The sequence below is a fragment of the Streptomyces sp. NPDC002787 genome, assembly GCF_053592095.1.
In genome coordinates, this window is the sequence record NZ_JBSFVC010000012.1 from 17303 (window position 1) to 38423 (window position 21121).

General features: G+C 72.1%; 14 protein-coding genes and 2 pseudogenes. 9 read left to right on the top strand and 7 right to left on the bottom strand.

Annotation, left to right across the window (positions count from 1 at the left end):
* Positions 1 to 9 precede the first annotated feature (9 nt).
* Positions 10 to 1686, bottom strand: a complete 1677-nt coding sequence (locus ACWD26_RS17845; RefSeq protein WP_451271029.1) for an acyclic terpene utilization AtuA family protein — start codon at positions 1684 to 1686, stop codon at positions 10 to 12.
* Positions 1683 to 2543: a TIGR03084 family metal-binding protein gene (locus ACWD26_RS17850; protein ID WP_451271031.1), complete on the bottom strand. Its 861-nt coding sequence runs from the start codon at positions 2541 to 2543 to the stop codon at positions 1683 to 1685. The genes ACWD26_RS17845 and ACWD26_RS17850 overlap by 4 nt, the downstream gene beginning before the upstream one ends.
* Before the next feature lie 191 nt (positions 2544 to 2734).
* Between ACWD26_RS17850 and ACWD26_RS17855 the strand changes: the two genes are divergently transcribed.
* On the top strand, positions 2735 to 3670 hold the full coding sequence (locus ACWD26_RS17855; RefSeq protein WP_451271033.1) for an EamA family transporter: 936 nt from the start codon (positions 2735 to 2737) through the stop codon (positions 3668 to 3670).
* Between the two features lie 7 nt (positions 3671 to 3677).
* Positions 3678 to 4088 (top strand): annotated as a pseudogene (locus ACWD26_RS17860) (alpha/beta fold hydrolase); the annotation flags it as partial.
* Between the two features lie 140 nt (positions 4089 to 4228).
* On the opposite strand, the gene ACWD26_RS17865 reads toward ACWD26_RS17860, so the two are convergent.
* Entirely contained in the window at positions 4229 to 4780 is a 552-nt protein-coding gene (locus tag ACWD26_RS17865) for a GntR family transcriptional regulator (protein WP_451271035.1), read from the bottom strand.
* A gap of 141 nt (positions 4781 to 4921) precedes the next feature.
* On the opposite strand from ACWD26_RS17865, the gene ACWD26_RS17870 reads away from it, so the two are divergent.
* Positions 4922 to 5281 carry a DUF952 domain-containing protein gene (locus tag ACWD26_RS17870; protein WP_451271037.1) on the top strand — a complete coding sequence of 120 codons (360 nt, stop codon included), beginning with the start codon at positions 4922 to 4924 and terminating at the stop codon, positions 5279 to 5281.
* Between the two features lie 283 nt (positions 5282 to 5564).
* Here the strand turns inward: ACWD26_RS17870 and ACWD26_RS17875 are convergent, their stop codons facing one another.
* Positions 5565 to 8792, bottom strand: a complete 3228-nt coding sequence (locus ACWD26_RS17875; RefSeq protein ID WP_451271039.1) for an FAD-binding and (Fe-S)-binding domain-containing protein — start codon at positions 8790 to 8792, stop codon at positions 5565 to 5567.
* 260 nt (positions 8793 to 9052) lie between these two features.
* Here ACWD26_RS17875 and ACWD26_RS17880 point away from each other — a divergent pair, with 260 nt between their 5' ends.
* From ACWD26_RS17880 to serC, 5 genes and pseudogenes are all read left to right on the top strand, one after another.
* On the top strand, positions 9053 to 11518 hold the full coding sequence (locus tag ACWD26_RS17880) for an ATP-binding protein (RefSeq protein WP_451271041.1): 2466 nt from the start codon (positions 9053 to 9055) through the stop codon (positions 11516 to 11518).
* A pseudogene (locus ACWD26_RS17885) lies at positions 11515 to 11916 on the top strand (roadblock/LC7 domain-containing protein); the annotation flags it as partial. The gene ACWD26_RS17880 and the pseudogene ACWD26_RS17885, both read left to right, overlap by 4 nt.
* 197 nt (positions 11917 to 12113) lie before the next feature.
* Complete coding sequence (locus ACWD26_RS17890) at positions 12114 to 12461, top strand: DUF742 domain-containing protein (protein WP_451271043.1); 348 nt, start codon at positions 12114 to 12116, stop codon at positions 12459 to 12461.
* A gap of 97 nt (positions 12462 to 12558) precedes the next feature.
* Complete coding sequence (locus ACWD26_RS17895) at positions 12559 to 13812, top strand: cytochrome P450 (RefSeq protein WP_451271045.1); 1254 nt, start codon at positions 12559 to 12561, stop codon at positions 13810 to 13812.
* A gap of 359 nt (positions 13813 to 14171) precedes the next feature.
* Positions 14172 to 15290, top strand: a complete 1119-nt coding sequence (serC, locus tag ACWD26_RS17900) for a phosphoserine transaminase (protein ID WP_451271047.1) — start codon at positions 14172 to 14174, stop codon at positions 15288 to 15290.
* 114 nt (positions 15291 to 15404) lie between these two features.
* Here serC and pdxR read toward each other — a convergent pair whose 3' ends face one another.
* On the bottom strand, positions 15405 to 16820 hold the full coding sequence (gene pdxR / locus ACWD26_RS17905) for a MocR-like pyridoxine biosynthesis transcription factor PdxR (RefSeq protein WP_451271048.1): 1416 nt from the start codon (positions 16818 to 16820) through the stop codon (positions 15405 to 15407).
* A gap of 79 nt (positions 16821 to 16899) precedes the next feature.
* On the opposite strand from pdxR, the gene ACWD26_RS17910 reads away from it, so the two are divergent.
* The gene (locus ACWD26_RS17910) at positions 16900 to 17166 is read left to right on the top strand and encodes a hypothetical protein (RefSeq protein ID WP_451271050.1); all 267 of its coding nucleotides are present in this window, start codon (positions 16900 to 16902) and stop codon (positions 17164 to 17166) included.
* 65 nt (positions 17167 to 17231) lie between these two features.
* Here ACWD26_RS17910 and ACWD26_RS17915 read toward each other — a convergent pair whose 3' ends face one another.
* Together ACWD26_RS17915 and ACWD26_RS17920 are read right to left on the bottom strand one after the other, a co-directional pair.
* Positions 17232 to 18854 (bottom strand): alpha/beta hydrolase, encoded by a 1623-nt coding sequence (locus ACWD26_RS17915; RefSeq protein WP_451271052.1) that lies wholly within the window; start codon positions 18852 to 18854, stop codon positions 17232 to 17234.
* A gap of 581 nt (positions 18855 to 19435) precedes the next feature.
* Positions 19436 to 21016, bottom strand: a complete 1581-nt coding sequence (locus ACWD26_RS17920; RefSeq protein ID WP_451271054.1) for a cellulase family glycosylhydrolase — start codon at positions 21014 to 21016, stop codon at positions 19436 to 19438.
* Positions 21017 to 21121 lie beyond the last annotated feature (105 nt).

The following is a 21121-nucleotide window of genomic DNA, read 5'->3' on the forward strand; positions in this document are numbered from 1 at the left end:
GGCGGGCTGTCACAGCAGAACCTCCGGTATGTCCAGGTGGCGGGAGCGGAGCCATTCGCCGAGGGCCTTGGCCTGGGGGTCGAAACGGGCTTGCGAGGCGACGCCCTCGCCGAGGATCCCCTCGATCACGAAGTTGAGGGCGCGGAGGTTCGGGAGGGTGTGCCGGGTGACGGTCAGCGTGCGGCTCTCCGGGATCAGCTGCCGGAACCGGTCCACGGTCAGCTCATGGGCGAGCCAGCGCCAGGACTGGTCCGTCCGCGCCCACACCCCGACATTGGCGTCCCCGCCCTTGTCACCGCTGCGGGCACCGGCGACCAGCCCCAGCGGGGCACGCTTCGTGGGCCCGGGTGACAGCGGCTCCGGCAGGACCGGCTCGGGTACGTCGTCGAGTACGGCGGTGTCGTGGGCCGGGGGCACGGGGACCTCGCGTCCGTCGTCGAGGACGGCCACCTGGGCGACGTCGCCCTGGGGGACGTACACCGCCTCGAAGACCCCGTAGGGCGTGCCCTTCCCCGGTGGGGAGAGCACATGGAAGCCGGGGTAACTGGCGAGCGCCAGCTCCACGGCGGCCGCGCCGAGCACCCGTCCGACCTTCTCCGGGTCCGGGTCCCGTACGACCAGCCGCAGCAGGGCGCTCGCGGTCTCCTCGGATGAGGCGTCGGGCCGGTCGGTGCGAGCGAGACTCCAACGGACCTTGGCGGGCGGTGACTTGGCGAGCGCGTCCCTCATCTGCCGTCGTACGAGAGCGGCCTTGGAGTCGATCTCCAGCCCGGTCAGCACGAAGACGACCTCATTGCGGAAGCCGCCGAGCCGGTTGACGCCGACCTTCAGGGTCGGGGGCGGCGCCTCGCCGCGTACGCCGTCGACACGGACGCGGTCGGGACCGTCCTGGGTGAGCCTGACCGTGTCGAGGCGGGCGGTGACGTCGGGCCCCGCGTACCGGGCGCCGCCCGTCTCGTACAGCAGCTGGGCGGTGACGGTGCCGACGTCGACGAGGCCGCCGGTGCCGGGGTGCTTGGTGATGACGCAGGTGCCGTCCGCGTGGAGTTCGGCGAGCGGGAAGCCGGGGCGGATGGCGCCGCCCTCGCCGAAGAAGGCGTAGTTGCCGCCGGTCGCCTGCGCCCCGCACTCCAGTACGTGCCCGGCGACGACCGCGCCCGCGAGGCGGTCGTAGTCCGTCGGCCCCCAGCCGAAGTGGGCGACGGCGGGGCCGGTGACCAGGGCCGCGTCCGTCACCCGGCCGGTGACCACGATGTCGGCGCCCTCCCGCAGACAGGCCGCGATGCCGAAGCCGCCGAGGTAGGCGTGGGCAGCGAGGCTGCCGGGGTGCCGGGCGGTGAGGTCGTCGCCCTCGACGTGTGCGACGCGTACGGGGATGCCGAGCCGGTCGGCCGACTGCCGTACGGCGTCGGCGAGTCCGGCGGGGTTGAGGCCGCCCGCGTTGGTGACGATCCGCACCCCCCGCTCCTGTGCCAGCCCCAGGCACTCCTCCAACTGGCGGAGGAAGGTGCGGGCGTACCCGGCGGTGGGGTCCTTGAGGCGGTCGCGGCCGAGGATGAGCATGGTCAGCTCGGCGAGGTAGTCGCCGGTGAGGACGTCGAGTTCGCCGCCGGTGAGCATCTCGCGCATGGCGTCGAAGCGGTCGCCGTAGAAGCCGGAGGCGTTGCCGATGCGGAGCGGGGTCACTGCGGGGCCCCCTCGGCCCCCTCGACCCCCTCGGCTCCCTCAGCTTCCTCAGCTCCCTCGGTCCCCTCGGCTCCCTTGGGCTTTCGTCCCGTCCCCGGTGGCCCCGCGAAGGCCTGGGCGATGTCCAGCCAGCGGTCGGCGTCGGAGCCTTCGGCGTGGAGGGCGAGGTCGGCGCGGTGGGCTCGCTGGGTGACCAGGAGGCAGAAGTCGAGGGCGGGGCCGGTGACGCGGTCGCTCGCGTCCTCGGGGCCGTAGACCCACAACTCACCGGTAGGGCTGGTGAGTTCCACGCGGAACTCCTCGAACGGCGACGTCAGCCCGTGCACTCCGAAGGCGAAGTCGCGGGTGCGGACGCCGAGTCGGGTGATGTGGCGGAGCCGGTCGCTGGGGGCGGTCCGGGGGACACCCAGCCCGTCGGCGATGTCCAGACCGTGGGCCCAGGTCTCCATCAGGCGGGCGGTCGCCATGGAGGCGGTGGACATGGGCGGGCCGTACCAGGGGAAGCGTGCGTCGCCGGGGGCCGCGCGCAGGGCGTCCTCCAGGGCCTTGCGCCCGGCCCGCCAGTCCGCGAGCAGCTGTGCGGGCGGCTTCCCCGCCCCTTCCTCCGCGCCCGTGTCCACGAAGTCCCCGGGCGAGGTCAGCGCGTTCTCGACCTCGCGGGCGAAGGCGCCCTGGTCGGTCACGGCCAGCACGGAGGAGTGGTCGGTCCAGGCGAGGTGGGCGATCTGGTGGGCGACGGTCCAGCCGGACGCGGGCGTCGCGAGCGCCCACTGCTCCGCGCTCAACTCGGCTACGAGCAGGTCGAGTTCCTCGCTCTCCGCATGGAGATCGTCGATCACTGGGGTGGGGTCGGCCATGGGGGGAGCATGGCAGCCAGGATGAAACCAAGCAAGCGTGCTTGCATTTTTGATTTCACCTGGGAGGGCACTTCGTCAATGTCAGTAGTAAAGGCTGCCACGCACCTGACTTAGTCCATTGCCTTGGACTGCGCAGTACCTCATACTGAACGAAGAACCCTACTCCTCTCCGCTCTACCTGGACGGCCCCTGTGACACTCCCCAGCGCTGATCAGTCCGCGCCCGCCGCCGCGACGCCGAGGACACCTTCCCGCGGCTTGCGCGGCCCGCGCGCCCTCGGCCCCGTGGGGCTGGTGCTGGCCGGTGGGGTGTCGGTGCAGTTCGGCGGGGCGTTGGCGGTGGGTCTGATGCCGCAGGCCGGGGCGCTCGGGGTGGTGACGTTGCGGCTCGCGGTCGCCGCGCTGGTGATGCTGGTGATCTGCCGGCCCCGGCTGCGCGGGCACTCACGGACCGACTGGGGCACGGTGATCGTCTTCGGCGTCACCATGGCCGCGATGAACGGCCTCTTCTACCAGGCCGTCGCCCGAATCCCACTCGGCCCCGCCGTCACCCTGGAGGTGCTGGGCCCGCTCGTACTGTCCGTCCTCGCCTCCCGTCGAGCCGTGAACCTGGTGTGGGCGGGGCTGGCCCTCTGCGGTGTCTTCCTCCTCGGCGGAGGAGGCGGCTTCGGCGGCCTCGACCCGCTGGGCATCGCCTTCGCCCTCTCGGCCGGGGCGATGTGGGCCCTGTACATCGTCTTCAGCGCGCGTACGGGGAGGCGGTTCCCGCAGGCGGACGGGCTGGCGCTGGCCATGGGGGTCGCGGCGGTGCTGTTCCTGCCGCTGGGGATCATCGAATCCGGGACGAGGCTCCTCGCCCCGACGACGATCGCGCTGGGCGCCGCCGTCGCCGTACTGTCCTCCGTCCTCCCCTACACCCTGGAACTGCTCGCCCTGCGCCGCCTGCCCGCCTCCACGTTCGCGATCCTCATGAGCCTGGAGCCCGCGATCGCCGCGACCGCCGGGTTCCTGATCCTCGACCAGGCCCTGTCCGCCACGGAATCCCTCGCGATCGCGCTGGTCATCGGGGCGAGCATGGGGGCGGTGCGGACGCAGGTGGGGCGGGGGAAGGCGGGGGTGCCGGGGTGAGTTCTCCCCCGACCCGCATTTTGTCAGGCGCTGCGGGCGGTTACGCGACAGGTTCCCCACCGGCCGCGCGCCGGCCTGGCTCGGCGAAGACGAACTCGACTTCTACGCGGGTGAGTTCGAGCGCACGGGCCCGACCGGGGCCCTGAACCGCTACCGGAACATGGATCGCGACTGGGGAGGAACTGGCCGACCACGCCGGTGCCCCCAGACCTCCCTCTTCATCGGCGGCACCCGGGACGCCTCGACCAACTGGCTGGCCGACGCGATCGAGTCCTCCCCCACCACCCTCCCCGGCCTCGCCGCGCCCCATCTCCTCGACGGCGCCGGCCACTTCGTCCAGCAGGAACGCCCCGAGGAGACGAACCACCTCCTGACCACGTGGCTCGCCTCACTGCCGGGCCGGGCAGGGCGGCGGTAGGGGCCGACCGGTGCGCTGCCTCGCCACACGCACGCGCGGACGGGGACGGGGACGGGCACGCCAGCGGAGCCACGGCGGCGAGCCCGGCCGCGACGACGGCGAGACCGCCACGGCGAAGACCGGCGGAGTTGGCTTTGGGACTACGACTTGGGCTCGATCGCGATCTCGTAGCTCAGCCGCTGTCGGCACGCCGGCATCACCATGACGTCCACCTGGATCGGTCGGTCGTCGTGGTCCAGAGTGACCCTGGTCAGCCGGAGCACCGGTTCTCCCGGTGCGGTCCGCAGGGTCTCCCGTTCCTCGTCGTCCGGGTTGTCGGCCGTCACGTCCTCGCGGACGAGGGCGCCGACGTGGCCCAGTCGTGCGAGCAGGGTGACGGCTCCGCCGGGGATCTTGGCTGTCCCGGCGAGGGGGGTACCGCGGGCGATGTCCACGGGGTAGTAGGTGTCGGTCAGCTCGTTCGGCTGGTCGTCGAGGAGGATCAGCCGTCGGCGTACGACGACGGTCTCACCCTCGGCCAGCCCGAACAGCCGCGCCACCTCAGCAGGCGCCGGCACCTCCCCGGCGTACAGAATCCGCTGGGTGCCCCGCCGGCCCTGGGCCGCCGCGTCGGCACCCCAGACATCGCCCTGCCCCTGCTCCCGCGCCGTCAGATACGGCATCGAGGTACTGACCCACCTGTTCACGCTCACGCTGACCTCCGCATGCCTACGACCGTACGTCGGGCGCCCTCGCTCAGGGCAGCGAAGGCAGCGGCCGAGGTCTGTCGTCGAGCGCCGGCGTAGGTGGGCGCTGTCCGTCGCCGTCGCCGGGCGGTGCGGTATAACCGGCTTGTGATCTACCACGTCGTGTCACTCGAAGCCTGGAACGCCCGGCCCGAGCGGCCGTACGCCCCCGCCTCGCTCACGGAGGACGGTTTCGTTCACTGCTCGCCCGATGAGGCGACGACTCTGGCCGTCGTCAACGCGTTCTACCGGGACGCGCCGAAGCCGTTGCACGTGCTGGTCCTCGACGAGGGACGGCTGGACGCCAGGGTGGAGTTCGAGGCGGCGGCTCCCGCTCCGCCTCCGGGGGTCGGAGCGGGCGTGCTGTTCCCCCATGTGTTCGGGCCGCTCAACCGCGACGCCGTCGAGCGGATCCTGGAGGTCCGGTGGGACGAGGAGGGGCGCGCGTCGGGGCTCGGGGCGAGCTAGCGCCGGGGCGTGGCCGCTTCCGCGAATGTCGAGGGCGCCTCCGCGATGTTGAGGGCGCCTCCATGATGTCGAGGGTGCCTCACATGATCAGGAACGCGAACGTCCAGTACGCCGCGGTGCGCTTGTGGGGTCGCGTGACGGCTGGGGTGATGAGGGGTGGCCGTCCGCAGACCTCTCCGGGAGTTCAGGCGCCCGGGAACCCACAGCAGGCGACCGCTGTTTCGCCCCTCCGGCAACGAAGGGTGCATTTCCGGACTTTCTCGGGACGATCACCAGGGTGGGGTCACGGCAGCCGCCGCTCCTCCGTCAATCCCTCCGCCAATCCCTCGGCCAGCACCTCCGCCAAGTGCAGCCCCCTCCTCCCCGCGAGCTGCTTCAGCTGCGTCCGGCACGAGAAGCCGTCCGCCAGGACGATCGCGTCGTCGGCGGCGCCCCTCACCGCCGGGAGGAGTTGGTCCTCCGCGCAGGCGACGGATACGTCGTAGTGGCCCTTCTCGAAGCCGAAGTTGCCGGCGAGGCCGCAGCAGCCTCCGCTGAGGTCGCCGGTGAGGCCGGCGGCGGCGCGGAGGCGGCGGTCGGGGGCGTCGCCGAGGACCGCGTGCTGGTGGCAGTGGGTCTGGCCGACGACCGGGCGGTTCAGGGCGGGCGGCGTCCAGCGGGGGGCGTGGCGTTCGAGCGCCTCGGCGAACGTGATGACCGAGGCGGCCAGTCGGTGGGCCCTGGGGTCGTCGGGGAGGAGTTCGGGGAGGTCGGTGCGGAGCGTCGCGGCGCAGCTCGGTTCGAGGACGACGATGGGGATGGGGGGCGCGGCGAGGGACGGGTCCTCGTCCAGCATCCACTGCGGGACCGGGTTCAGGAACACTTCGAGCAGGTCGAGCGTGCGGCGCAGCACCGCGCGGGCCTGGTCGAGCTGGCCCGTCGAGATGTACGTCAGGCCGCAGCAGACCCGGCCCTGCCGCATCGTGAACAGGGTCCGGGTGAGCCTCCACTGGGTGAGGGCGACCTCCTCGCCCGCCTCCGCCCTCCTCAGCCAGGCGGGCTTCCGCTTCATCCGCAGCGCCGGCGGCACCATCACCTGCAACCCGGCCGCCTCCAGCACCCGCAGCGCCGCCTGCCCCACGGACGGCGAGAGGTACTCCGTGAAGGTGTCCGTCCACAGCAGCACGGTTGTTGGTGCCTCATGCCCCTCGTACCCCTCGTCGTCCTCGTCGTCGGAGTCGGCGCCGGTCTCAGCAGCGGAGGCGGCCCTCGAAGCGCCGCCGGCCTTGAAGTCGCCGTCCGCATCCGCCCCGGCGAACCCGTCCGCCGCCTCATCGGGACGGAGGGGACGGAGCGGACCCCCTTCGCCGACCGTGCTCTCTCCCGCCCCCTCCTCCAGCTCCCCCCGCTCCCGCATCAACCGCTCGTACCACCGCACGAACGGCACCCTCGCCAGCCGCGGCAGCTCCCGCTCCTCCGCGATCCCGCCCAGCCGTTTGGCCAGCGAGGCCAGAGGGCGGACCCCGGCAAGGAAGTTGACCAGCCCTGCCGTGCGCGTACGGGCGACCAGGCGGAGCCACACCGGCAGCCGGCCCATGGCGTAGTGGGCGGCCGGGCGGCGGCGGCCCGCGTAGTGGTGGTGGAGGAACTCCGCCTTGTACGTGGCCATGTCGACGCCGACCGGGCAGTCGGAGCGGCAGCCCTTGCAGGACAGACAGAGGTCGAGGGCGTCCCGTACCTCGGGTGAGCGCCAGCCGTCGGTGACCACCTCGCCGGCCAGCATCTCGTGCAGGAGGCGGGCCCGGCCCCGGGTGGAGTGCTCCTCCTCTCCCGTGGCGCGGAAGGAGGGGCACATGACGGCGCCGGACGCCGGACTCACCTCGGTCGTACGGCACTTCGCGACGCCCACGCAGCGTCGTACCGCCGCCGAGAAGTCACCGCTGTCGTCCGGGTAGGCGAACTCCACCGGCACCGGCTCGCGCGGCAGGACCGCGAAGCGCAGGTGGGAGTCGAGGGGGGCGGGGCGGACGAGCATGCCGGGGTTGAGTAGGTCGTCCGGGTCCCAGACGCCCTTGACCCGCTCGAACAGCCGGACCAGCTCGGGGCCGTACATCTTCGGCAGGAGCTCGGCGCGGGCCTGGCCGTCGCCGTGCTCGCCGGAGAGGGAACCGCCGTGCGAGGTGACCAGCTCGGCCAGCTCCTCGGAGAAGCGGCGGAAGCGGGCGATGCCCGGGGCGGTCAGGAGGTCGAAGTCGATGCGGACGTGGATGCAGCCGTCGCCGAAGTGGCCGTAGGGCGTGCCGCGCAGGTCGTGGGCTCGGAGCAGACCCCGGAAGCCCTTCAGGTACGTGCCGAGTCGGGCCGGCGGCACCGCGCAGTCCTCCCAGCCGGGCCAGGCTTCGCTGCCGTCGGGCAGCCGGGTGGCCGTACCGCTCGCGTCCTCCCGGATGCGCCACAGCGCGCGCTGGGCGGCGGTGTCCGTCACCACGAGGGAATCCACGAGCGCGTCGGAGGCGGTGGCCGCGCGGACGATCGCGCCGGCGTGCGCCCGTGCCTCGGCGGTCGTGTCGCCGCCCGTCTCCACGAACAGCCACGCCCCGCCCGCCGGGAGGCCGGTCACCCCGGGCGGGACGAGGTCCGCCGCCATGCCCTCCACGGTGAGCGGGCGGTGCGGCAGCAGACCGGGGGCCGCCTCTGCCGCCGCGCTCTCGTCGGCGTACGCCAGGACGGCGAGGGCACGCGCGCGGGGCGCCTCGACGAGCCGTACGACCGCCTCGGTGAGCACGCCGAGCGTGCCCTCGGAGCCGCAGAAGGAGCGGGCCACGTCCGCGCCCTTCTCGGGGAGGAGGGCGTCGAGGGCGTAGCCCGAGATACGGCGGGGGAGGTCGGGGAAGCCGGTGCGCAGGCGCGCCAACTCCCCTTCCACGAGGGGCCGGAGGCCGTCCGGTGCGCCCGCCCAGCCCTGCCCGAGCCGCAGCGCGGCCCCTCCGGCCCCGAGCACCGACAGCTCGCGCACGCTGTCGGCCGTCGTGCCCCAGGCGACCGAGTGCGAGCCGCAGGAGTTGTTGCCGATCATGCCGCCGAGGGTGCAGCGGCTGTGGGTGGAGGGGTCGGGGCCGAAGCGGAGGCCGTGCGGGCCGGCGGCCTCCTGGAGGCGGTCCAGGACGAGGCCGGGCTGGACGACGGCCGTACGCGCCTCGGGGTCGAGGGAGACGAGCCGGTTCATATGGCGGGTGAAGTCCAGGACCACGCCCGTGCCCGTGGCCTGACCGGCGATCGACGTGCCGCCGCCGCGCGCGACGACCGGTACGCCGTACTCCCGGCAGACGGACAGGACGGCCGCCACGTCGTCCGCGTCCCGGGGCGCGACCACGCCGAGCGGCACCCGCCGGTAGTTGGACGCGTCCATCGTCATCAGCGCGCGTGCGGTCGCGTCGAAGCCGGCCTCGCCGCGCACGCCCGCCGCCCGCAGCGAGGCGGACAGCGCGGCCCGCAGCTCCGCCGCGTCCCCATGAGCCCCGAGTTCCGTCATGCGTCCCAGGATGCACCCGACCACTGACAGTGACCGTGAGGTGACGAGGCGGCCGGTGGAAAGACGGCGCGCCGCTCACCGGGGACGTTGGCTGGATTCCGGAGAGCTCACCGGAAACCGGCCAACCCCCGTCACGAACTCCCATATAGTGACGCCCAATTGAGCACCAGACGTCGCTTCTCGTTCAGGGACCGACCGAGTTACCGACTCCAGGAACCGACTGTGTTACCGAGTTCAGAACCGACCGAGGACACCAGCCGATGACCGCGCCCAGCCCCCCACACTCACCAGGCGAACGCCCCACTCTGCGCTCCGTCCTGCCGTTCTCCCTGGTGACCGGCGTGCTCGCCGCGGCCGTCGTCGGCACCTCGGTCGCGCTGTCTCCGCAGGCCGTACGGCTGCCCCTGGCGGGCGGCGCCGGCGCGGCCGGGCTGCTGCTCACGGTCGCCGTCACGATCGCCGTCCACGCGCGCGTGTCGGCGAAGCTGCTGCGCCACCGGCTGAACGCCGTGTCCCGGGACGCCGGCCTGCTGCTCCAGGAGCGCGCCCGGACGGCCGAGGAGTACGGTCAGGAACGGGTCCGGCTGACCGAGGAGTTCGTGCAGGAGCGGGCGCGGATCGCGGCCGAGTTCGCGCGGGAACGGGCGCGGCTGACCACGGAGGCCGAGCGCGAGCGCGAACGGCTGTCCGGCGAGCGGGACCGTACGGCGCAGGAGACCGCCCAGGAGCGGGCCCGCCTCACCGAACGCGCCGAGCGGGCCGCGGCCGACCACGCCGCCCTCCTCGCCGTCACCGCCAACGTCGCCGGACGGATGCAGGCCCTCGCCACCGGCACGCTCGCCGATCTGCGCGCCATGGAGGAACGTCACGCCGACGAGGACGTCCTCGCCGACCTCCTCCACCTCGACCACCGCACCGCCCAGGCGGGCCGTCTCGCCGACTCCATCGCCGTGCTTGCGGGCGCGCGCTCGGGCCGCCGCTGGGCGCGGCCGATCCCCATGGAGTCGATCCTGCGCGGCGCGATGGGCCGCATCGGCGCCTACCGCCGGGTCCGGCTGCACTCCTCCAGCGAGGCCGCCGTCGCCGGCCACGCCGCCGAGGGCGTCATGCACGCGCTCGCCGAACTCCTCGACAACGCGGCGAACTTCTCGCCGCCGACCGCCGAGGTCCATGTGTACGTCGAGGAGGTCCCGGCCGGCGCGATCATCTCCGTCGAGGACTCCGGGCTCGTCATGGGCGACGTCCAGCTCCGGCGCGCCGAACGCGCGGTGTCGGGCGAGTCCGCCGACCTCACGAGCCTCTCCGGCACCCGCCTCGGCCTCGCCGTCGTCGGCCGTCTCGCCCGCAAGCACGGCCTGAAGATCTCCTTCCGGCCGTCCGCCCGTGGCGGCACGGGCGTGCTCATGCTCATCCCCCAGGACGTCCTCGCGAGCACGCTCCCGTCCGCGGCGCCCGCCGCCCACGACGGGGCCGACCGGTCACGTCCCTACGCCGCCGCACGGGCCCCGCACGACCTGGACACCGAGCCGACGCCCACGCACGAGTCCCCGACGGACGCGCCGGCCGCGCCGGTGGCGGACCCCGTGGCCGACGCCTTGATCGACTCCCTGTCCGGCTTCAGGACGGAGAGTTCGACCCCGCCGGAGGCCCCGACGGGCGCGCCGGCCTTCGGCTCCCCGTACGCCCCCTCGTTCGACCCCTCGCCCACCCCTTCGCCCGCTCCCTCCTTCGACCCCTCCTTCAGCTCCTCCTTCACCTCGTCGTTCAGCTCTGAATTCGGCTCCGAGCCCGACCCCCGACTCGGCTCCGGCGCCGGCTCCGAGTTCGGCTCTCCGCTCTCCGCCGACGGGACGTCCTCCGCCCCCGACGCCCTCCCCCGGCGCCGGCGTGGCCAGTCCCTCGCCGGTGCGGAGGCCCGCGCCCGCGCCGCCGACGCCTCCGCCCGCGCGCAGCGGACCTCCAGCCCCGCCGAGGACGCCAGCACCGGGGCCGTCCGCTTCAGCAGCTTCCGCCGGGCGGTACGCGGCACGGGCGGCCTGGACCAGGCGTTCGTCCAGGGGACGGCCGCGGGGGACGAGGACACCACGGGGATGCGGACGGCGGCAGCCCCCGGGGTCACCGAGGCCACCGGGAACCCGAACCCGGCCGCCGGGGCGCCCGCCCAGGAGGCCGCCCTCGAACCCGTACGGGAGGCCGCTCTGGAACCCCGACGGGAGACCGCCCCGGAGCCCGTACGGGGTGCCGCGCTGCCCGAAGAGGTCGGACGGCAGCCCGAGCTGGAGCCGGTCCGGGAGCCCGAGTGGGGTGCCGTAGGGGGATCGGCGTGGGAACCCGGGCCCCAGCGGGAGGCGGAGCCTGAGCCGGAGCCGGAGGCCGTACAGGAGACCGGATGGCAGACCGGATGGGACCCCGAACCCGCGCGGGGACTCGCGTGGGAGCCGGAAGCGGCGATCGCGCCGGCGTGGGAAGCGGAGGCCGTCAGAGAGCCGGCGTGGGCGCCCGACCCCGTGGGGGAGGCGAAGTGGGAGCTCGACCCGGTACGGGAACTCGCGTGGGAACCCGTACGGGACACACGCCCCGCCCCGGACGACGGCACCGCTCACACCCCCTCCTACCCGCAGCCGGACCCTGACCCCACCCCGGACCCGTCCGGGGAGTGGGGCCCCACCCCCTGGACCCCCGACCCGCGCACGCACCCCCACCCGGAAGGCGACGACACCCCATGACCGGCACCGGCACCACCGCCGACGACAGGCTCACCTGGCTCATGGAGGGGTTGCTGGAACGCACTCCGGGCGCCCGGCACGCGCTCGTCCTCTCCCGGGACGGCCTGAAGCTGTGCCGTACGCCGGAACTCTCCGTCGACCAGGCCGACCAGCTCGCCGCGATCGCCGCCGGCATCCAGTCGCTGTCGCACGGGGCGTCCGTGGAGTTCGGCGACGGCAGCGGTGGCGTGCGGTCGGCGATGGCGGAGTTCTACGGCGGGGTCCTCTTCATCGTGGAGGCGGGCGAGGGCGCGCATCTGGCCGTGGTGACGGACGAGGAGGCGGACGCCGGGCTCGTCGGACACAACATGAGCGAGCTGGTCGAGCAGCTCGGCGAACACCTGAGCGCGAAACCGCGCCGCGCGCCGCACACGTCGAGCGGGGCGGACGGGGCGAGCAGGCCGGGCGGGCCCGGCGGGGCGACCACGCCGCATGCTTCAGGCACTGCGACTACGGCGAGTACGACGGGTACGACGCGTACGACTACCACGACGGATACGACTACCACGACGGGTACGACGACGACCGCGGCTACGGCTCTGGGGCCCCGTACGTCATGAGCCGGCCCGGCAGGGACGATCGGCCCGACCGGCTGTACACCCTCACCGGGGGGCGCAGCCGGTCCGCGCCCGGGACGCCGTTCGACCTGGTGACCCTGGTGGTCGCGGAGAGCCAGCCGGTGCCGGGCATGCAGTCGGAGCATGTGACGATCCTGCGGCTGACGGAGCGGCCGACGGCGGTGGTGGAGATCGCCGCCAAGCTGCGGCTGCCGGTGAGCATCACCAAGGTCCTGCTCTCCGACCTCCTCACGGCGGGCCGGGTCAGCGCCCGGCATCCGCACAAGGCCGAGCTGATCGATCTGGACATTCTGGAGCAGGTGCTAGTTGGACTTCGCAACCTCTGAGAACGGCAGCGGCGGGGGCCACTCCGTCCCCGTATCCATGCCCATATCCATGCCCGTATCCGTCCCCGCATCCATGCCTGCGTCGGAGCCGGTGCCCATGCCCGTGTCCGAGCCCATGCCCGAGCCCCTGCCCGGGTCCGAGCCCGTGCCCCTCTTCGGTGCCCGCTTCCGGTCCGAACCCGGCGCCCTGTACCGGGAGTTGCGGCGGGAGTACGGCGAGGTGGTGCCCGTGCTGCTGGACGGGGGCGTACCGGCGTGGCTGGTACTCGGGTATCGCGAGCTGCACCAGGTGACGAGTGATCCGGAGCTGTTCAGCCGGGACCCCCAGCTGTGGAACCAGTGGCCGAACATCCCCGCCGACTGGCCGCTGCTCCCCGTGATCAGCCGGGAGCAGCCGTCGGTCCTCGGCACGGTCGGCGAACGGCACCGGCAGCGCGCCGCGCTCATCGGGGAGGCGCTGGAGGCGGTCGACCCGCTCGAACTGCGGGGTCACGCCGAGCGCTTCGCGGACGAGCTGATCGACGTGGTGTGCGGGGTGGGCGCGGCGGACCTGGTGGCGCAGTACGCGGCGCTGCTGCCCGTACGGGTGCTCGCTTTCCTCTTCGGGTTCCGGGACGAGCAGGGGCCGGGGCTGGTGACGGCGTTGAACGACATCCTCGACGGCCAGGACCGGGCGATGCCGGCCGAGAGGTATCTACGGACGGCGGTGGCCGCGATGGTGGCGGAGCGGCTGCGGCGGCCCGGGGACGACGTGGTCTCCCGGCTCCTCGCGAAGGCGCCGGCGTACGAGGTCACGGTGGACGAGGTCACCCACGATGTGATGGTGATGCTGGCGGTGGGCCACCAGCCGACCACCGACTGGATCGGCAACTCCCTGCATCTGATGCTGACGGACGACCGTTTCGCGGCGTCGCTCTTCGGTGGCCGCAGCAGTGTGGCCGAGGCCATGAACGAAGTGCTGTGGGAGGACGCCCCCATCCAGAACGCGGCCGGCCGCTGGACCACCCGTGACACCCGGCTCGGCGGCCGCGTGCTCCGCGCCGGCGACCTGGTCCTCCTCGGCCTCCAGGGCGCCAACTCCGACCCCCGCGTCCGCACCGCCGGCTCCGCCCTCACCGGCGGCAACAACGCCCACTTCTCCTTCGGCCACGGCTCCCACCGCTGCCCCTTCCCGGCCCAGGAAACGGCCGAGGTCATCGCCCGAACGGGTATAGAAGTCGTCCTGGACCGCCTCCCCGACCTGGACCTCGCCGTCCCGGCAAGGTCCCTGAGGCGCCGGGCGTCGCCTTGGCTGCGGGGGTGGGTGGAACTGCCGGTGCGGTTCACGCCGGGGCCGGCGCGCGGGGCTTGAGCGCGGCGTCATCGCCCCCGCCGCCCCTACCCGTCCCTCCCCCACTCTCGGCTTCGCTCGAGCGGGAGGTGCCCCACCAGGGGCGGTGCCCCTTCGACCCCCAGCCGCGCCTCCGGTGGGGGCTGGTCGCGCAGTTCCCCGCACCCCTGAAAAGCAGGGGCTGCGCCCCGTGCTTTTCAGGCCCGCAGGGCCTGGTCTTTCAGGGGCGCGGGGAACTGCGCGAACAACCCCCACCCACCCGCACCCGCCAACCAACCCGAACTCCCGAGCTATGAGGCACCCGGCCCAGGGGCGCAGCCCCGTCTCACCCGACGGACGACGTTTCGCCCGCGTTTCGTGGAGCCGATAGGCTCGCGGTCGTGGCTGATATCCAGATCCCCGCTGACATCAAGCCCGCCGACGGACGTTTCGGCGCGGGCCCCTCCAAGGTGCGGACGGAGGCGCTGGACGCGCTGGCCGCGACCGGTACCTCCCTGCTCGGCACCTCCCACCGCCAGGCCCCGGTGAAGAACCTGGTCGGCCAGGTCCGCGAGGGCATCAGCGAGCTGTTCTCCCTCCCCGAGGGCTACGAGGTCATCCTCGGCAACGGCGGCTCCACCGCGTTCTGGGACATCGCGACCCACGGCCTGATCGAGAACAAGAGCCAGCACCTCACCTTCGGTGAGTTCAGCTCGAAGTTCGCCAAGGCCGCGAAGCTCGCCCCCTGGCTGGCCGAGCCGACGGTCGTCTCCTCCGACGCCGGCACGCACCCGGAGCCGGTCGCCGAGGCGGGCGTCGACGTCTACGCCTTCACCCACAACGAGACCTCGACGGGCGTCGCGGCCCCCCTGGCCCGCGTCCAGGGCGCCGACGAGGGCTCCCTCGTCCTGGTCGACGCCACGTCCGGCGCCGGCGGCCTCCCCGTCGACATCACCGAGACCGACGTCTACTACTTCGCCCCGCAGAAGTCCTTCGCCTCCGACGGCGGCCTCTGGATCGGCGTCTTCTCCCCGGCTGCCATCGAGCGCGCCGAGCGGATCCACGCCTCCGGCCGCCACATCCCGGAGTTCTTCAGCCTCCCCACGGCGATCGACAACTCCCGCAAGAACCAGACGTACAACACCCCGGCCCTCGCCACGCTCTTCCTGCTGAACCAGCAGCTGGAGTGGATCAACGGCCAGGGCGGCCTGGCCTGGTCCACGGCCCGGACGAAGGACTCCTCGACCCGCCTCTACACCTGGGCCGAGGAGAGCAAGTACGCGACCCCGTTCGTCTCCGACCCGGCCAAGCGCTCGCAGGTCATCGGCACGATCGACTTCGCGGACGAGATCGACGCCGCCGCCGTCGCCAAGGTCCTGCGCGCCAACGGCATCGTCGACACCGAGCCCTACCGCAAGCTCGGCCGCAACCAGCTCCGCGTCGCCATGTTCCCGGCGATCGCCCCGGCGGACGTCGAGGCGCTGACGAAGTGCGTCGACTACGTGATCGAGAAGCTCTGATCACTCCCGTACGACAGTGAGTCCCGTACGACAGTGACTTTCGTACGACACCGAAGGGCGCCCGGCGACCACCGCCGGGCGCCCTTCGCGTGCAACAGCGGCAACGACGTATTTTCAGTGGTCGCCGGAGAGCTCGATCGCCTCGCGGAGATGGCGGACCGCCTCCTTCACCATGCTGTCGGCGAGGTTGCCGTATCCGAGGACGAGGCCGTGGTCGGCGCGGTGGCCGGTGGAGTGGTAGGCGGCGAGGTCGGCGACGCGCAGGGAACGGGAGGCCGCGGCGTTGACGACGGCCGCGGTGTCCACGGTCGCGGGCAGCCGGAGGATCAGATGGAGACCGGCGGCGATGCCGGAGACCGAGGCGTCGGGCAGTTGATCGGCGAGGGCCTGGACGAGGGTGTCGCGGCGGTTGCGGTACCGCTGCCGGCAGGCGCGGAGGTGGCGGTCGTACGCGCCCGATTCCAGCAGTGCGGCGAAGGCGAGCTGGTCGAGGGTGGAGGGCTGGGTCGCCGCCTGGTCGGTGTGGTGGAGGTGATCGGTCCAGCGGGGCGGTGCCACGATCCAGCCGATGCCGAGCGCCGGGGACAGCATCTTGCTGAGCGACTTGAACAACACGACCCGGGACGGGTCCATGCCCTGAACGGTCGCCACCGGACGCCGGTCGTAGCGGAACTCCGCGTCGTAGTCGTCCTCCAGGACGACGCCGTCCACTTCGCGCGCCCAGCGCAAAAGTGCGGCGCGGCGCTCGGGGACGAGCACGGTACCGAGGGGGAACTGGTGCGCCGGCGTCGTCAGCACGGCTCGGAGGCCCGGGTGCCGGGCCAGGTCGTCGGTGCGCAGACCGCCGGCGTCCGTGCGGATGGGCACCGTGTCGAGGCCGGCTGCGCCGACCACTTCGCGTAGCCGTGTCCAGCCCGGCTCCTCGCACCCCACGGCGGTGATGCCGTGGGCCCGCAGGGCGTGGCAGATACGGCGTACTCCGTCGGTCACGCTCGTGCACACCGTCACGTCATGCGGGGCCGCGGAGACCCCGCGGGAACGGCCCAGATGCTCGGCGAGCAGCCTCCTCAGCCGGGGGTGACCGCCGGGCGGCGGGTAGCCGAACTCCGTGAACGCCATGGTCGTCGCCTGCGCGCGAACCGCGTCGGCCCACCGTCGGCGCGGAAACGCCCGCAGGTCCGGCAGGCCCGGTGCGAGGTCGAAACGGACCACGGGAGCCTGGTGCGGCGCGGGCCGCCGGGAGTCGACCTCGGATTCGTTCGACCACCGCACCCGCGTGGCCGATCCGGTACGAGCCTCCAAGTAACCCTCGGCGACGAGCTGGCTGTACGCCTCGGTCACCGCCCACCGCGAACAGCCGAGGTCGGCGGCGAGCTGCCGACTGGGCGGCAGCGCCGTACCGACCTCGATCCGCCCCTGCCTGATCGCCGCACGCAACGCCCGCTTCACCCGCTCGTGCAGCGGCCCGTCGCCGGTCCGTCCCAGGTTGAGCAGGAGGTCCCCTGCCAGATTGGTCTGTGATTCCCGCATGCCATTGGACGGTATCAGCGAGCCATTTCTCAGTAACTTCGCAGGTACGAGAACCAGTTACGAGGACGAGGAGAACGTCGTGGCTTCCGTGAGGCGCTCCATACCGACCACCCAGGCCCACCCCCTGTTCCGCGGCGTGTTCGACGCCTGGCTCACGAAGGCCGACGCCCTCTCGGCCCTACCGAACGCTCCGGTCGTACCGGACACACCGAACTCGCCGAACTCGCGGAACTCGCGGAACTCGCGGAACTCGCCGAACGCTTCCCGGCAGCTACAGCTGCCCATCTGGCAACGACTGCGCTCCCGCTTCGGCCGGTACGCCGTGACCGAGGTCCAAGTACGGTGAAGGGCGCCCGGCGTATCGCCGGGCGCCCCTCATTGCCGTACGGGGTGATGCTCAGACAGGCGTGCTCAGCCGCGGTAGCCGAGGATGTCGTGCAGGGTCTCACCGCCGGTCGCGGCCGGCCCCTGCGTCGAGCTCAGCGTCGACTGGGCCGAAGCCTCCTGCGGGACCGCCGGCTTCGGGTCGGGCAGCTTCTTGCAGGTGGCGTCGACCTTGCCCTTGCCGCGCGGCACCTTGCCGTTGGTGAGGTACGTCGCCAGGTACTTGTCGAGGCAGCTGTTGCCGCTCAGCGAGATGCCGTGGTTGCCGCCGCCCTGCTCGACGACCAGGCTGGAGTTCTTGAGCAGCTTGTGGACGGTGACACCGCCCTGGTACGGGGTGGCCGCGTCGTCCGTCGCCTGGAACAGCAGCACCGGCGGGAGCTTGGAGTTGGCGACGTTCACCGGCTTCAGCGACTTGGTCGGCCAGAACGCGCACGGCGCGTTGTACCAGGCGTTGTTCCAGGTCATGAAGGGCGCCTTCTTGTAGACCGCCCAGTTGTCCTTGGTCCACTTCTTCCAGTCGCGCGGCCAGGACGCGTCACGGCACTGCACCGAGGTGTAGATGCTGTAGCCGTTGTCACCGGAGGAGTCGACGGCGGCGAAGTTCTGGTACGCCTCGACGAGCGGGTCGGCGTTCTTGTCGCCCACGTAGGCGGCGAACGCCTCGGCGAGGAAGGGCCAGTAGCCGTTGTAGTAGCCGCCGGGGAGGAAGGTGTCCTCCAGCTCGGAGGCGCCCACCTTCACCTTGCCGCCGACCGGCTTCTTGGCGAGTGCGGCCCGCATGGCGTACCACTTGGCCTCGATCTTCTTCGGGTCGGTGCCGAGCTTGTACGTGGCGTTGTTCTTGGCGACCCACTTCATGAACGCCTTGTGGCGCTTGTCGAAGGCGTAGTCCTGGTCGAGGTTGTCCTCGTACCAGACGCCCGTCGGGTCGACGATCGAGTCCAGCACCAGGCGCCGTACGCGCTGCGGGTAGAGCTTGGCGTAGACCGCGCCGAGGTAGGTGCCGTACGAGTAGCCGAAGTAGTTGATCTTCTTCGCGCCGAGGGCCTTGCGGATCGAGTCCAGGTCCTTCACGGCGTTGATCGTGTTGATGTGCGGCAGGACGTCCTTGTACTTCGTGCCGCAGGCCTTGGCGAAGCCCTTGGCCCGCTCGACATTCGCCTTCTCTATCGCGGCGGTGCTGGGCACGGAGTCCGGGCGCACGGGGTTGAAGTAACCCGGCTTGCAGTTCAGGGCGGGCTTGCTGGCGCCCACGCCGCGCGGGTCGAAGCCGACGACGTCGTACTGCGCCGCTACCTTCTTCGGCAGCGAGGAGGCGACGAAGCCGGCCAGCGTCAGACCGCTGCCGCCGGGGCCGCCCGGGTTCACCAGCAGGGGGCCCTGGTACGTCTTCGAGGTGTGCGGCACGCGGGACAGCGCCAGCGTGATCTTCTTCCCGTTCGGCTTCGCGTAGTCGAGCGGCACCTTCACCGACGCGCACTGGAGCGTCGGGTACTGGTCCGTGGCGCACTTCTTCCAGGCGACCTTCGCGGCGGCGGCCTGGGCGGTGTTCGCGGACTGCGACGCGCTGGCGTTGGCGGGTACGGCTGTGAGCGTCCCCGCCAGGACGACTACGGCGCCGCTCAACACGGCTGCGCTTCTTCTCATGGAGTTCTCTCGCAACGATGAGGGGGGTTCACGGGCCGCGAGGTACGCGACCCGTGCCGCATGGTTCCGGAAGAGCACGCCGCAGAAGAACACATTCGACCAAGATTTGACCGAACTGATTCATTGATTACTCTCAAACGCCTCACAGGAAGGGGCAGTTGCGTCGATCCGGGATACACCTTCGACGATGAGGCCCGCGAGCACCCGGGCGGATCTCCGGAGCCGAAGCTCATCGAACCGTTCGGTCTTCCCTGGCACGCGCCTCGCGCAGGGCCTCACGCAACGGGTGCGCGCTCCCCCACGCCCCGCAGTCGGGCACCTCGGCCCGACACCCCGGCCCCCGCCCCCCAGCACTCCTCATCGGGCAGCGACGTCAACCCCCGCCCACTCCACCGCAGTCGCTCGGCCCGCCTGGCCCAGACCGCCGCCATGCTCGCGGGCGTCAAGGCCGGGGAGTTCGATCACCTCACCCAGGGCTGACGTCCGCACGAACGATCAACGTGCCGATGTGGCCCCGGCTGCGGAGCGTCCAGGGGCACCCGGAGCGACGTACCGGGCACCCCTGCCTCACGGCCCGTGCCTCAGATCGCCGTACAGCTCAACCTCGGCACAGCACCACCCCCGGGCGTGCCCCCGAAGCCGAAGGTCGCTGAACCGCCTGCGGGTACCGTGCCGTTGTGGGCGGCGTTCGTCGCCGTCACCGTCGGTCCGCTCTGGGTGTGCGACGCGTTCCAGATGTTGGTGATCCGCTGGGAGCCGGGCCAGGTCCAGGTCACCTTCCAGGAACTGATCGCGGTGGTACCGGTGTTGGTGACCTTGACGTCGGCGTTGAAGCCGCCGCCCCAGTCGCTGGTGACGGTGTACGCGGCGGTGCAGGCGGGGGTCCCGCCGCCCGGGTCACCGGGATCTTCCGGGTCACCGGGGTCGGTGCCTCCGCCCGGCGGGAAGCCCGGGGCCTTGATGCTCGTCAGGTAGCCGTCCTTGACGGTGTCCACCGTCTGCCAGTCGTCCTTCAGGATGCCGCCCGTGTCACCGGAGTTGGGGTTCCAGGACCAGAAGGTCCAGTGCAAGGAGTCGTTGCCGTGGGTGGAGGTCGAGCGCAGGTAGGTGACCAGGGCCGACAGCCACCGCTGGTCGATCGTCGACTGGAGCGTCGTACCGAACTCGCCGACCCACACCGGTGCGATGTTCTGCTTGAAGATGTAGCCCCAGTACCTGTCCCAGACGCCGGGCATGTTGGCGGGGAAGGACGGGTCGCTGAACCAGCTCTGCTGGGCGACGCTCGTGGCGTAGTCGTGGGCCGAGTACACCACCCGGTTCGCCACATCCAGCCGCACGGGGTACTGGGCCACACCCATCAGGTTGCCGCCCCACCAGCCCGAGACGCCGTTGTACGTCTGGACGCCCTCGACGAGGATCAGCAGGTCGGGGTTGACGGAGAGGACCGCGTTGCCGGCGCGCTGGGCGGCCAGGTGCCAGTCCCTCGCCGTGTCGCCGCAGCCCCAGCAGGCGGGGTCGTGGGGCTCGTTGTGGAGGTCGATGCCGATGACGGTCGAGTCGCCCTTGTAACGGGTGGCCAGCGCCTTCAGGTTGGTGATCCACGTCGTCTCGGGGACGGCCGACGTGTACCAGAGGGCGGACTGGCCCGCCGCGTCCGGACGGTGCCGGTCGAGGATGATCTTCAGCCCGCTCCGGCCGGCGTACGCGACGATCTTGTCCAGGACCTGGAGGGACGTCAGACCCTGCAGGTCGGCGTTTTTGCCGTCGGAGTAGTTGACACTGTCGGGCATGGTGCCGGGCTTGAGGATGTCGTCGCTGTAGGGCATCCGAATGGTGTTGTAGCCCAGCGACTTCATCTGGTCGATCATGCTCTTGTAGTCGCGCGCCCAGAGGCCGTGGGTGACGTGGTTGGCGGTCTCGAAGCCGAACCAGTTGATGCCGGCGATACGGACCGACTGGCCGGACGCGTCCAGGATCCGACGGCCGTCGGTGTGCCAGTAACCGGCGCCGGCGGCGGCTGCGCCGACCTGCGACGCGGGAGCCACGCCGACCTGCGATGCGACGGCCGCGACCGCCGGGCGCGCGCCGCCGGTCAGGGGCAGCGCGAGCACGGCGGCAGCCGCGCACAGGGCGCCCAGGGTTCTCCGTAAGCTGCGGAACATGTCGCTGCTTCCTCCTCGGGAGGCGCGGGCCCGGAACGGATGGGAGCGCTCCCATCACCCGCACCTCCCATGGAAGACAGGTCGCATGAACACGTCAAGGCGTCC